Source organism: Promicromonospora sp. NPDC060204 (genome assembly GCF_042728455.1).
Taxonomy (GTDB): Bacteria; Actinomycetota; Actinomycetes; order Actinomycetales; family Cellulomonadaceae; genus Promicromonospora.
Genome location: NZ_JBHWZO010000172.1, coordinates 1 through 13,129 on the forward strand (window position 1 = coordinate 1; position 13,129 = coordinate 13,129).

Here is a 13,129-nt window from a genome sequence, read left to right on the forward strand (position 1 = left end):
GCGCAGCACCGCGTCGGGGTGGACGTCGGCGCCCTCGGCGACCCAGACGCCGGGCGAGATCTCGAATCCGTCGAGTTCGACGTCGACCTTGCCCTCCAGGACGTCGGCCTGGGCCTTCACATAGCTCTCGTGGGTGCCGACGTCCTCCCAGTAGCCCTCGGCGACATAGCCGTAGATGGGCTTGCCTTCCTTCATCAGGTCACCCGGGTGACCTGGGGGTCTGACACGTTATAGGTGGTGCGGGTCAGCTCCAGACGAGGCCGTGCGAGGGGTCCTCGAGCACCCGCGCGACGTCGGACAGGAACCGGGCGCCCAGCTCGCCGTCGGCCAGCCGGTGGTCGAAGCTGAAGCTCAGCGTGGTCACCCAGCGCGGCTTCACCTTGCCCTTGTGCACCCACGGCTGCTTGCGGATCGCGCCGAAGGCGAGGATGCCCGACTCCCCCGGGTTGAGGATCGGCGTACCCGTGTCGATGCCGAAGACACCCAGGTTGGTGATGGTGATGGTGCCGTCGGACATGTCCGTGACCGAGGTGCGTCCGGCCCGCGCGGTCGCCGTCAACCCTGCGAGCGCCTTGGCGATGCCGAGCAGGTCGAGCGTGTGCGCGTCCTTGATGTTCGGCACCACGAGCCCCCGCGGGGTGGCCGCGGCGATGCCCAGGTTCACGTAGTGCTTGTAGACGATCTCCTGGGCCGCGTCGTCCCACGAGGCGTTGATCTGCGGGTGCCGCTTCACGGCGAGCAGCACCGCCTTGGCGGCCACGAGCAGGGGCGTCACCTTGACGTCCGTGAAGTCGCGGTCCTCCTTGAGCTGGGCCACGAGCTTCATCGTCTTGCTGACGTCGACGGTGTGCAGCACCGTCACGTGCGGCGCGGTGAAGGCGCTGGCCACCATGGCCTCGGCCGTGCGCTTGCGCACGGACCGCACCGGGACGCGCGTCTGACGCCCGTCCGGTGAGACGACGCCCTGGGCGAGCCACGGTTCGTCGTCCGGGTAGCTGGTCAGCTTCTGCACCGAGGAGCGCTCGGCGTGGCCGACCACGTCCTCGCGCGTCACGATGCCGCCCGGACCCGACGCGTGCACGCCCGCCAGGTCCACGCCCAGGTCCTTGGCGAGCTTGCGGACGGGCGGCTTGGCGAGCACGCGGGCGCGTGCGGCCGTCGTCGTCCCGGTTTCCGACGGCGGGGCCGCCACCGGGGCGGGCGCCGGAGCCGGCGGGGCCGCCACGGGGGCGGGAGCCGGAGCCGGGGCAGGCGGGGCGGTCACGGCCGCGACCGGAGCCGCCGTCGTGGCGGCCGCCGCCACCTGGTGCCGGCGACGCCGTCCGCTCGCCTTGGCCTCGGCGGTGCCGTAGCCGACGAGCACGGACCCGGAGCTCTCCTCCTCGGCGCCCGCGGCAGCCGCCGCGGGTGCCTCGGACGAGGTGCCGTTCGACGCGGGGGCGGGCGCGCCGGCGCCGTCGGACACCGTGATCTCGATGATCGGCGTGCCGACGTCGACGGTGGTGCCCGACTCGACGAGGAGTGCGGAGACGGTCCCGTTCCAGGGCGACGGCAGGTCGACGAGCGACTTCGCCGTCTCGATCTCGACGATCGTCTGGTTGATCTCGACGGTGTCGCCCACGGCGACCTGCCACTCGACGATCTCGGCCTCGGTGAGGCCCTCGCCGACGTCGGGGAGCGGGAACCTCTGGATGTTCAAGCTCACTCTCGGTTCACTCCTGGGTCAGTGCGCGAAGGCACGGTCGACGGCGTCGAGCACACGGTCCACGCTGGGCAGGTACTCGTGCTCGTGCTTGGCCACGGGGTACGGGGTGTGGAAGCCGCCCACGCGGAGCACGGGCGCCTCCAGCGCGTAGAAGCACTCCTCCGTGACCCGGGCCGCGATCTCGGCGCCGGCGCCGAAGAACACGGGGGCCTCGTGGATCACGACGCAGCGCCCCGTCTTGCGCACGCTCGCGACCACGGCCGCGGTGTCGATCGGCGAGATGGCGCGCAGGTCGATCACCTCGGCGGACCGGCCCTCCTCCGCGAGCGCGTCGGCGGTCTTGAGCGCGGTCACGACGGACGGCCCGTAGGCGACGAGCGTGACGTCGGTGCCCTGGCGGACCACCTGCGCGGCGTTGAGCGTGTCGGCGCCCAGCGGGGCGTCGAGGTCGACCGCACCCTTGCCCCAGTAGCGGCTCTTCGGCTCGAAGTAGATCACGGGGTCCGGGGAGGCGATGGCCTCCTGGATCATCGTGTACGCGTCCTGCGGGGTGCTCGGCGAGACCACGCGCAGTCCGGCGGTGTGCGCGAACAGCGCCTCCGGGCTCTCGCCGTGGTGCTCGACGCCGCCGATGCCGCCGCCGTAGGGGATGCGGATGACGACGGGCATCTGCACCGCGCCGCGCGTCCGGTTGTGGATCTTGGAGAGCTGCGTGGTGATCTGGTTGAACGCCGGGAAGACGAACCCGTCGAACTGGATCTCGCAGACGGGCCGGTAGCCGCGCATGGCCAGGCCGATGGCGGTGCCGACGATGCCGGACTCCGCCAGCGGGGTGTCCACGACCCGCCGCTCGCCGAACTCCGCCTGCAGGCCGTCGGTCACGCGGAAGACACCGCCCAGGGGGCCGATGTCCTCGCCCATGAGCATGACCTTGTCGTCGCGCCGCATCGCGGCGCGCAGGCCCTCGTTGATCGCCTTGCCGAGCGACAGCGTCTGGGTGCCCGACGCCTGCTCCGCGGCGCCGCCGGTGGTGTGCGTTCGTTCCGCCATGGTTGTCATCGTGCGCCTCCCTGGGCCGACTCCGCGATCGCGTACTGGGGGGCCGGCGGGTCACCGGCGTCGTAGGCCTCGTACCAGGCCCGTTCTGCGGCGACGACGCCGTGCGGCGTGGCGTACACGTCGTCGAAGGTGCTGGAGACGGCCGGGCCGCCGTCGAGGGCGCGGACGCCGGTGCGCAGCTTCGCGCCCAGCTCGTCCCCCGCGGCCTTGATCTCGGCCTCGAACTCGTCGTCGAGCCCGCCCTCGGAGCGCAGCAGGGCGCCGAGCCGGTCGATCGGGTCGCGACGCCGCCACTGCTCCTCCTGCTCGGAGGTGCGGTACCGGGTCGGGTCGTCGGACGTCGTGTGCGCGCCCATGCGGTAGGTGAACGCCTCGATGAAGCTCGGGCCCTCGCCCAGGCGGGCGCGCTCGAGCGCCTCCTGCGTCGCCGCGTACACGGCGAGCACGTCGTTGCCGTCGACGCGCAGGCTCGGCATGCCGAACGCCTCGCCGCGCTTGTAGAGCGGGCCCTTGGTCTGCCGGGTCGTGGGCTCGGAGATCGCCCACTGGTTGTTCTGCAGGAAGAAGACGACCGGGGCGTTGTTCACGGCCGCGAAGACCATGGACTCGTTGACGTCGCCCTGCGAGGTGGCGCCGTCACCGAAGTACGTGATCACCGCGGTGCCGTCGTTCTTGTCGAGCGGGGTGTCGTCCCGCTGGACGCCCATCGCGTAGCCGGCGGCGTGCAGCGTGTGCGCGCCGATCACGATGGTGTAGACGGCCGTGTTGTGCTCGGTGGGGTTCCACCCACCGTGGTCCGAACCGCGGAAGAACCGCAGCCGGTCGACAGGGTCCAGCCCGCGAACGTGCAGCACACCGTGCTCCCGGTAGGACGGGAAGACGTAGTCCTGCGGCCGCAGTGCGTAGGCGCTGCCGACCTGCGCGGCCTCCTGGCCACGAGCAGGCGCGAACAGGGCGAGCTCGCCCTGCCGCTGGAGCGAGGTCGCCTCGTCGTCGAAACGACGAGTCAGGACCATGTCGCGGTACATGCCACGGAGGTCTTCCGTGGTCAGCGTCGCGGCGCGGTCGCGATAGCCCTTGGTCCCGCGCGTCGTGACGCGGTTCCCTTGGGGATCGAGTAGCTGCAACGTCGGGATCGCCTCGTTGGAGCCGTTGGTGGTAGTCACACTTTCCTCCTTCACCTGCGGACGCGAGCGCCCGCACATGCGGAGACGCCCGGTCCGTTCCGGGGACCTTTCCATCCTGGCACGGGTCCAGCCGGAAATTTGGCCGATCCGCAACCTACGCTCTCGTAGCCTACGCAAGCGTAGGCTACGGCTCCGTAGGTAGGTCTGCCGCGATCTCCCCCAATCTCTCCCCGGACCGTTTGTCGGAACCCACCAAGGCTGCGACCGGGTCTCGGCGGCGGGGCTGCGTCGCCCTCCGCGCGGCGTCCGCGTCTCGGCAGGACCGGCGCCGATACTGGTCCGATGCCGCTGCCCGAGCCGTACGACGCCTGGTTTCCCGACGCGCCGATCGACGGCACCTACGGCTACGACCTGGACGCGCTGCTCGCCGTCGAGCCCGCCCCCGCGCCCGCCGGCTTCGCCGAGCTGTGGCAGGGCTGGTTCACGGCCTCACGCGCGGTACGCCCCGAGCCGCGGCTGACGTCGCTCGGCCGGCAGGGCGCGCACGACCTCTACGAGCTGGAGCACACGGGCGCGGGCGGGCTGCGGCTGCGGGGCTGGCTCGCCCTCCCGTCCGACGGCGCGGCCCGGGTCGGCGTGGTGCACGGCCACGGGTACGGCGGCCGGGACGCGCCCGACTTCGCCCGGGTGCCCGACGACGCCGCCGTCGTCTTCCCCGTGGCGCGCGGTCTCGGGGCGCTCAACGTCGGTGCGGGCGCCCCGGACAACGCCGCCGAGCACGTGGTGCACGGCATCGGCTCGGTGGAGACCTACGCGCTGGGCCGCTGCGCCGTCGACCTGTGGCACGCGGCCGACGCCCTCGTCGAGATCGCCGGGGACCTGCCGCTCTACTACGCGGGCGCGAGCTTCGGCGCGATCGGGGTGCTGGCCGTGCCCTGGGACCGCCGGTTCGTGGGCGCGACCTTCGTGGTGCCGAGCTTCGGGCAGTACGACGTGCGGCTCGGCCTGGAGTGCACCGGCAGCGGTGAGGCCGTGCGCCGGTACGTCGCGGAGCACCCCGAGGCGCGGGACGTGCTGCGCTACTTCGACACGTCGACGGCGGCCGGGTACCTCCGCGTCCCCGTGCGCTGCGAGTGCGCGCTGTGGGACGCGGCGGTGCCGCCGCCCGGGCAGTTCGCCGTCGCGAACGCCGTGGCGGCGGCCGCCGCGACCCGGGCAGGCGGACCGGCGTGCCCCACGCTGGAGCTGGAGGCCCTGCCGGCGGGGCACGCCGACTACCCCGGCGACCAGGAGGTCGACGCCCGGGCGGCATTGGCGACCAGAGCGCACATCGCGCGCTGCCTGGCGGGCTGACGCGGGGGCGCCGGCCGGGCCTCGCGCCGGGCCTGGTCCGGGCCCCGCGCCGGGGTCCTGCGCCGGGGCCCGCGCCGGGTCAGGCGGCGGCGCTGTGTCGCGCGACGCGGTGCGCCAGGAGCGCGAACACGACGGCGCACCCGGCCTGGACGGCCACGGCGGCGACCAGGCCGACGGTCAGACCCGACCCCGTCCCGGTCGCGTCGGCCGCTGCCGTCCCGCCGTCGACCCCGCCCGCCAGGCCGGCCACGGCGTGGAAGAGCCCGCCCAGCAGTGCCACGCCCAGCCCGATCCCGAGCTGCTGCAGTGTGGTCAGCAGCCCGCCCGCGACGCCGGCCGCCCAGACCGGGGTCCGCGAGAGCACCGTCTGCAGCGCGGGCCCGTACATGAATGCCTGTGCGGCACCGAGACCGACGAGCAGCGGCTGCAGCGCCAGCGGGGCACTCCGGCCGTCGTCGAGCCCGATGACCAGCGCGATCGCGAGCAGCGCCGTCGCCTGACCGGAGGCGGCGTAGACCATGATCCGCGGCCCCACCCGGCGCAGGACGCCCGGCAGCAGCAGCGCGGCGACGAGGAACCCGCCGCCGAAGCCGAGGGTCAGCATCGCCACGTCCCAGCCGTCGGCACCCCAGACGGTCTGCGAGTACTCCGAGACCTCGTAGAGGAACGCGCCATAGGTGACGAAGAACAGCATCGTCATGGTCAGGCCGATCCACACCACCGGGACCCGCAGCACGCTCGGCGGCGCCACCGGCAGCCCGCCCCGTCGTTCCGTGGCGCGCTGCGCGAGGCCGAAGGCGGTCAGGGTGACCGCCGCGACGGCCAGCAGGCCGATCGACCAGGCCGGCCACCCCGCAGACGGACCGAGGGTCAGCGGTACGACCAGCGCCACCAGGCCGCCTCCGAGCAGCGCCGCGCCCCGCAGATCGAGCCCGAGCGGCGCGGGCGACCGGGACTCCGGGACGGCGCGCAGGCCGGGTAGCGCCAGCAGGGCGATGAGACCGGTGATCACCTGGACCGCTCGCCAGGCCAGGTGCTCCGGCAGCACGACGGTGGTCGCGCCCGCCACCACCTGGCCGGCGATCGAGGCGATCGCGCCGGCCGCCGTGAACAGGATGATCCCGCGCGTGCGGAGCCGGTCGGGCGCCGTGGCCTGGATGCTCGTCAGCACCTGGGGCGTGAACAGCCCGGCGGCCAGGCCGAGGGCCGCGCGCAGGGCCACGAGGGAGACCACGTCCTGGGCGAGTGCGGTCAGGACGGCCAGCACCCCGAAGGCGATCAGCCCGGTCCGCAGCAGCCTGCGGCGGCCGTAGCGGTCACCCAGCCGCCCGGAGACCACCAGCCCGGCGGCGAAGGTGGTGGTGTAGGCGGACAGCACGAGCGCCCCACCGGACGGACCGGCGCCCAGGTCCGCCGCGATCGCGGGCACCAGCAGGTTCACCGCGCCGAACGTGAAGTTCACGGGCAGGAAGGCGAGCAGCAGGACGGCGAGGCCGCCCGCGGTCAGGGCCGGCGCGGTCAGCGCGGACGCGGCGGCGGGGAGTGCCGGTGCCGCGGCGGGGATCGGCCGGGCCGGGACTCCTGGGTGGGCCGGCAGCGCGCCGGGATCGACCGCCGCGGGGAGGGATGTCGTCATGACCACGACCCTGCGCCGTTCGGCATCCTGGTACCAGGAGCCTGTTCATACGGGTACTGATACCACCTGGTTGCCGACGCCCTGCGGGGTGACACTGGTCCGGTGACGAGTACCGCACCGGACCACAAGGCGCTCGGGGCGTTCCTGCGGGAGCGCCGCGGCCGCGTGACCCCGGCCGACGTCGGGCTGCCGCAGGCCGGCCGGCGTCGGACCCCTGGACTGCGCCGCGAGGAGGTGGCGCAGCTCGCCGGCGTGGGCGTCACCTGGTACACGTGGCTCGAGCAGGGGCGGGCACCCAACCCGTCGGACCAGGTGCTCGACGCGGTCGCGCGGACGCTGCGTCTGCGTCCCGAGGAGCGGCGACACCTCATGATCCTGGCCGGCCGGGCCGCCGACACCGGGGCGGACGCGCCGAACCCGCTCATGGAGGTGCGCCCGGAGCACATCGCGCTGCTGGAGCAGCTGCTGCCCTTTCCCGCCGCCATCCAGACCGCGACGTACGACCTGGTCGCGGCCAACCGCACCTACCGGTTCCTGTGGGGCGACCTGGACTCGGTCGAGCCCGGCGACCGGAACTGCGCCTGGCTCCTGTTCATGAACGACGAGTGGCGCGACAGCCTCGTGGAGCCCGAGGTGGTGCTCCGCGACCTCGCCGGCCGGCTGCGCGCGCGGGAGGCCGAGTTCCGGCAGCACCCGAGGTGGAGCGGGCTGCTGGGTGGCCTGCGTGAGCACTCGCCCGAGTTCGTCCGGTACTGGGACGAGCACGAGGTGCGGGGCGACCGGGCCGGACAGCTGCGCCGCTACCTGTCCTCCCGGGTGGGCAGGCTCGATACCGTCTTCCAGGGTCTGTGGCTCGACCGCGAGCGCGGCGAGCGCATCATCGTGCTCACCCCTGCGGACGCCGACTCGGCCCGCCGGCTGGAGCGGCTCGACTCCCTGGTGGGCGCCGCGCCCGCCTGGACCGCCCGGGACGGGGTGCTGGCGGACGCGCTGATCGGCTGAGCCGGCTCAGCGTCGTCCGTCAGCTACGTCCGTCAGCGACGTCCGTCAGCGCCAGGTCGCCGCGATCCGCAGGAAGGCGTCGTTCGCCTCGGTCTCGCCGATGGTCACGCGGAGCCCGTCGCCCGCGAACGGGCGCACCAGGACGCCGCCGGCGCTCGCCTCGGCCGCGCGCTGCGTGGTCGACTCGCCGAGCCCGAACCAGACGAAGTTCGCCTGCGTGTCCGGGAGCTGCCAGCCCTGCTCGCGGAGTGCGTCCGTGACGCGCGCGCGCTCGGTGACCAGCGCGTCCACGCGCTCCAGCAGCTCGCCCTGCGCGGCGGGGGCCAGCGACGCCAGCGCGGCGACCTGCGCGATGTGCGAGACGCCGAACGGCGTGGAAACCGCGCGGATGCCCGCGGCGAGCCGGGGCTCGGCGACGGCGTAACCGACGCGGAGACCCGCCAGCCCGTAGGCCTTGGACAGGGTGCGCAGCAGCACCACGTTCGGGTGCCGGCGCAGCAGATCGACGCCGTCGGCCACCCGGGGGTCGCGGACGAACTCCAGGTAGGCCTCGTCCACGACGACGAGCACGTCCCGCGGCACGGCCGCGAGGAAGGTCTCGAGCTCGTCGGCGTGCACCGCGGGGCCGGTCGGGTTGTTCGGCGTGCAGACCAGGACCACGCGGGTGGCGGGCGTGACGGCGGCCGCCATCGCGGGCAGGTCGAGCCGGCCGGTGTCCTCCTGGACCGGGACGGTGACCGCCTTGCCGCCCGCCACGGCGACCGCGATCGGGTACGCCTCGAAGGACCGCCACGGGAACACGACCTCGTCCCCGTGCTCGACGACGGCCTGCAGCACGTGCGCGAGCACGGCGACCGAGCCGTTGCCGACCACGACGTTCTCCGGCGCAACACCCGTGTGGGCCGCGAGCGCCTCGACGAGCTCACCGGCGTACATGTCCGGGTAGCGGTTCACCTCGGCCGCGCCCCGCGCGATGGCGTCCAGCACGGACGGCAGCGGCGGATACGGGTTCTCGTTGGACGACAGCTTCCAGGCCTGGGCGCCGGCGGCGACACGGGCGCCGGGAACGTAGGCGGGGAGGGCCGACACGGCCGCGCGGAGCGGTACGAATGCATCTTCCACGGGGGTCAGCATGCCACGATGACCGGATGAAGCTCGTGGCCAGCATCCTCATCACCGCACTCGCGATCGGCCTGTCGGCCCTGATCCTCGGTTCCCACATGGACGTCGTGAGCGACGGCACCACCCTCGGCACGACTCTCGCCGTGATCGTGGTCGCCATCGTCTACGGCCTGGTCCACATGATCGTGAAGCCGATCGTCCAGCTGATCTCGCTCCCCCTCTACATCCTGACGCTCGGCCTGGTGTCGGTGCTCATCAACGCGCTGATGCTGTGGATCACCACGTCCATCACGAACCAGTCCTGGTTCTCGGACACGCCCAACTGGGGTCTCGAGGTGAACGGCGGCTTCTGGTGGTACGTGCTGGCGGCCATCGTGATCTCGGTGGTGCAGACCATCCTGCTGGCCCTGCTGCCCAAGCGGATCTCGGACTGATCCGGGCCTCGGACTGACCTGATCGCGGGCGCAGGTCACGAACCGACTCTTTCTGCCCGGTAGAACACGGTGCTCGCCGTCGGGCCGGCGAGCCGCGCGCCGATCCGGCCGACCGTCGCGGTCACCCGGGGGTCGCCGGACGCGACGGCGAGGTCCAGGGTGCGCACGTGCGCGGCGACCGCATGTGCCTGTGGCAGGCTGCCCGACGCCGCCCGGTCGGCCTGCGCGGCCGAGTCCCGCAGCGACCGGACCACCGTGAGGCGGTCGTGCGTGCGCGGGTTCTGTGCGGCGGACCGGCCGTCGGTGTGCGAGACCAGCTCCTCCGGGGTCTCCAGGTGCAGGACAGGGACACCGGGCGGCGTGGCCAGCAGGCCGGTCGGCGCACCGGCGGTGACCAGCCCGCCCACCCGGTACCGCTCGGCGAAACCCGCCCGCGACACCAGTGCGGTGGCTGCGATCCCGCCGAGGCTGTGCCCCACGAGGGTGACGGGTTCGTCGGGTCCGACGCCGGAGTCCGCCAGCGCCCCTTCGATCGCTGCCGTGGCGCCGTCGAGCTCGCCCGCGACCAGCTCCAGGTCGGTCAGCCCGTCCCACGGGTGGTCCGCGGGGAGCGCGGACTGGGTGCCGGGTACCAGCACCGTCCAGGACACCGCGCCGTCCGCCGCCGTGACGCGCTGGACCGCGATCGTGGCCGTGGGCGCGCCGCCGGGGCCCGGGTAGAGGTCGTCGATCCTGGCCAGGGCCTCCTGCACCGACCGCGCACCGCTCGTGGACCACGCCGGGACGGCGCCGTGCGCGAAGTCCTCGGGTCCGAGCCGCGTGAGCCGCAGCCCGGTGTCGTCGTTGCCGAGCACCGGCACCTCGCGCGCCACGTGCGCGAGCACGCCGGCCCCGCCGGCGACGCCCGGACGGCCCCCGGCGAGTCCCGGCCTGGTGAGCGCGACACCACCGCCCAGGCCCGCGAACGCCTCGTCCGACCAGGGCGCCAGACCACGGGTCACGCCCGCTGCGGCCCACCCCGTGACCGCGGTCGAGAGACCCCGGGTGGCCGCCCCGCCGGCCAGGCGTACCGCGACCTCCGCCCCGCCCGCGGCGCCGGCGCCCACGAGGGCCGCCCAGCCCAGGCTGCCGAACGCCGCCCCGGTGCCGAACGCACCCGCCGTGACGAGCGCTCCGACCAGGCGGTGCGCGGTCGACTCCGCCTCCTCGTACAGGCCCGCCGCGCGGAGCAGCCGCCAGCCCAGCAGGTCGCACCGGTCGGCCCGCTCCGCCAGGCGTCCCGCCGCGTCCCGCGCCGCCTCGTCCAACGCCAGCGCCGTGGGCCCGAGGGCGGCGGGCACCCCGCCGGCGGCGGCCGGCCAGGCTCCGGCGGCGCCGGGCCACGCCGCGCCCGTCCGCCCGGCCTCGCCCAGGACCGATCCCGGCACGAGGTCGCGGCTCACCCCCAGGCAGCACCGGGCGGCCGCGCGCAGGTCGTCCGCGGCGCGGGCCAGCAGTGCCGCGGCCCGCCGCACGGACGCCGTCCCGACGGCCGACGCGCCCCCGCCGCCGTACACCGTCACGGTGTCCCCCGGCAGGAGCCGGTCGGCGCCCCGGGGCGGCCGCGGGTCGCCACTCACCGGGCCCACCCGCCGTACGCCAGCCGCACCGCCCCGTCCAGCAGCACGCGGTCCCGGGCCAGGGCGCGCGCCGCGTCGGCGACCGCCGCCCGGTACAGCTCGGCCGCGAGCGCCCGCCACTCGACCTCACCGGCCGCCCGGATCCCTGCGGCCGCACCGTCCACGAGGTCCGCGGCCCGCGCGAGCGCCAGCCGCGCGTCCTCCCCCGCCGGCGCGGCGCACGACGGGTCACTGCCGTTCATGGACGGGCTCTGTTCATCGGCGCTCGCACTCCCCTGGTCGGCCGGTCACGTCTTGCGGCGACAGTAGGCCGGGCCCGTGGGGCGGCGTCGGGCGGGGCGGAGTGCCTGTGCACGGCCGGCCCGAACTGCCCCCTGTGGTCGGGCTCGCGCCCGCCGAACGCCGTCGGGAGGGTCGGTTGCGCGGCCTCGCGACCGAGACGTGCCCCCGCAGCGCGCCGGTGTTGTGGACGACGAGGCCGCGGGAAGAGCGGCCCGTGGGAGAATGGAGCACGTGCCTGAGACCACCGCCCCTGCTGCCAGCCCTGCCGACTCCGCCGGCCCCGTCACCCGCGTCGCCCTCGCGGAGGTGAGCCCGGCCATCGCGCTCGGCCCGCTGGACGGCCGGTACCGCAAGGCTGTGGCCCCGCTCGTGGACCACCTGAGCGAGGCCGCGCTGAACCGCGAGCGCATCCACGTCGAGGTGGAGTGGCTCATCACGCTGTGCAACGGCGCCCCGGGCGTCGACGCGCCGGTCGTGCCGGGTGCGCCCACGCTGACGCAGGACGAGATCGAGTACCTGCGCGCGATCCCCGCGACGTTCGGCGCGGACGAGATCGCCGAGCTGGCCGAGATCGAGCGCGAGACGGTGCACGACGTCAAGGCAGTCGAGTACTTCATCAAGCGGCGGATCGCCGCGGCGCCCGAGGCGCTGGGCGAGACGAGCCTGCCCGCCGCCAGCGAGCTGGTGCACTTCGCCTGCACCAGCGAGGACATCAACAACCTGTCGTACGCCCTGATGGTGCGCGGCGCGGTGCGCGAGGTCTGGCTGCCGGCCGCGACCGCCGTCGTCGACCAGCTCGCGGGCATGGCGCGTGAGCACGCCGCCGCCCCCCTGCTCAGCCGCACGCACGGCCAGCCCGCGACGCCGTCGACCCTGGGCAAGGAGCTCGCCGTGCTGGCGCACCGCCTGCGGCGTCAGCTCCGGCGCGTCGAGGGCGCCGAGTTCCTGGGCAAGCTGAACGGCGCCACCGGCACCTACGGCGCGCACACGGTCGCCGTCCCCTCGGCCGACTGGCCGGCGGTGTCGAAGGCGTTCGTCGAGGGCCTCGGGCTGGACTGGAACCCGCTGACCACGCAGATCGAGTCGCACGACTGGCAGGCCGAGGTCTACTCCGACGTCGCCCGCTTCAACCGGATCCTGCACAACCTCGCGACGGACGTGTGGACTTACATCTCGCTCGGGTTCTTCACGCAGATCCCGGTCGCGGGCGCCACGGGTTCGTCCACGATGCCGCACAAGGTGAACCCCATCCGGTTCGAGAACGCCGAGGCCAACCTCGAGATCTCGTGCGCGCTCCTGGACACCCTGTCGGCGACGCTCGTCACCAGCCGCCTGCAGCGCGATCTCACCGACTCCACGACACAGCGGAACATCGGCCCGGCCTTCGGGCACGGCCTGCTCGCGATCGACAACGTGTCGCGCGGCCTGGACCGGCTCGCCGTGAACGAGACCCTGCTGCGCGAGGACCTCGACGCCAACTGGGAGGTGCTGGGCGAGCCCGTCCAGTCCGCGATGCGCGCGGCGTCCGTCGCGGGTGTGCCCGGCATGGAGAACCCGTACGAGCGCCTCAAGGACCTCACGCGGGGCCAGCGGGTGGACGGCGCGCGCATGCGCGAGTTCGTCGCCGGGCTCGGGCTGCCCGACGACGTCGCGGCTCGCCTCGCGGAGCTGACCCCCGCCACCTACACCGGCCTGGCGGAGCAGCTCGTCAAGGACTACCTGGACTGACCGGTCCCAGGACCAGGAACGCCCGGTCCGGTTGCGCGCGAGGTCCTGCCTCCCGCGCAACC

Annotated in this window: 12 protein-coding genes; 4 read left to right on the plus strand and 8 right to left on the minus strand. The window is 74.2% G+C overall.

The genetic code is table 11. The annotated features are described in order from the left end of the window. The 4 genes from ACFWEJ_RS19785 to pdhA all read right to left on the minus strand — a co-directional run. Positions 1–195 (minus strand): sugar phosphate nucleotidyltransferase (locus ACFWEJ_RS19785; RefSeq protein ID WP_377230907.1); only part of this gene is annotated, 195 nt, incomplete at its 3' end. Between the two features lie 49 nt (positions 196–244). Continuing rightward, entirely contained in the window at positions 245–1,699 is a 1,455-nt protein-coding gene (locus ACFWEJ_RS19790; protein WP_377230908.1) for a dihydrolipoamide acetyltransferase family protein, read from the minus strand. Positions 1,700–1,723: 24 nt separating this feature from the next. Continuing rightward, complete coding sequence (locus tag ACFWEJ_RS19795; RefSeq protein ID WP_377230909.1) at positions 1,724–2,755, minus strand: alpha-ketoacid dehydrogenase subunit beta; 1,032 nt, start codon at positions 2,753–2,755, stop codon at positions 1,724–1,726. A gap of 5 nt (positions 2,756–2,760) precedes the next feature. Beyond that, entirely contained in the window at positions 2,761–3,930 is a 1,170-nt protein-coding gene (pdhA, locus tag ACFWEJ_RS19800; RefSeq protein WP_377230910.1) for a pyruvate dehydrogenase (acetyl-transferring) E1 component subunit alpha, read from the minus strand. A 303-nt stretch (positions 3,931–4,233) separates the two neighbouring features. Here pdhA and ACFWEJ_RS19805 point away from each other — a divergent pair, with 303 nt between their 5' ends. Further along, complete coding sequence (locus ACFWEJ_RS19805; RefSeq protein ID WP_377230911.1) at positions 4,234–5,244, plus strand: acetylxylan esterase; 1,011 nt, start codon at positions 4,234–4,236, stop codon at positions 5,242–5,244. 79 nt (positions 5,245–5,323) lie between these two features. On the opposite strand, the gene ACFWEJ_RS19810 is transcribed toward ACFWEJ_RS19805, so the two are convergent. After that, positions 5,324–6,880, minus strand: a complete 1,557-nt coding sequence (locus tag ACFWEJ_RS19810; protein ID WP_377230912.1) for an MFS transporter — start codon at positions 6,878–6,880, stop codon at positions 5,324–5,326. Between the two features lie 102 nt (positions 6,881–6,982). Between ACFWEJ_RS19810 and ACFWEJ_RS19815 the strand changes: the two genes are divergently transcribed. After that, positions 6,983–7,882: a helix-turn-helix transcriptional regulator gene (locus ACFWEJ_RS19815; protein WP_377230913.1), complete on the plus strand. Its 900-nt coding sequence runs from the start codon at positions 6,983–6,985 to the stop codon at positions 7,880–7,882. 45 nt (positions 7,883–7,927) lie between these two features. On the opposite strand, the gene hisC is transcribed toward ACFWEJ_RS19815, so the two are convergent. Then, on the minus strand, positions 7,928–9,016 hold the full coding sequence (gene hisC, locus ACFWEJ_RS19820) for a histidinol-phosphate transaminase (protein WP_377230914.1): 1,089 nt from the start codon (positions 9,014–9,016) through the stop codon (positions 7,928–7,930). Between the two features lie 14 nt (positions 9,017–9,030). Between hisC and ACFWEJ_RS19825 the strand changes: the two genes are divergently transcribed. Beyond that, complete coding sequence (locus ACFWEJ_RS19825) at positions 9,031–9,438, plus strand: phage holin family protein (protein WP_377230915.1); 408 nt, start codon at positions 9,031–9,033, stop codon at positions 9,436–9,438. Positions 9,439–9,473: 35 nt separating this feature from the next. Here ACFWEJ_RS19825 and ACFWEJ_RS19830 read toward each other — a convergent pair whose 3' ends face one another. Beyond that, on the minus strand, positions 9,474–11,057 hold the full coding sequence (locus ACFWEJ_RS19830; RefSeq protein WP_377230916.1) for a hypothetical protein: 1,584 nt from the start codon (positions 11,055–11,057) through the stop codon (positions 9,474–9,476). Further along, a complete protein-coding gene (locus tag ACFWEJ_RS19835; RefSeq protein WP_377230917.1) occupies positions 11,054–11,299 on the minus strand; it encodes a hypothetical protein in 246 nt (81 codons plus the stop codon). Before ACFWEJ_RS19835 ends, ACFWEJ_RS19830 begins: the two co-directional genes overlap by 4 nt. A gap of 271 nt (positions 11,300–11,570) precedes the next feature. On the opposite strand from ACFWEJ_RS19835, the gene purB reads away from it, so the two are divergent. Then, a complete protein-coding gene (purB, locus tag ACFWEJ_RS19840; protein ID WP_377230918.1) occupies positions 11,571–13,067 on the plus strand; it encodes an adenylosuccinate lyase in 1,497 nt (498 codons plus the stop codon). Positions 13,068–13,129: the final 62 nt, after the last annotated feature.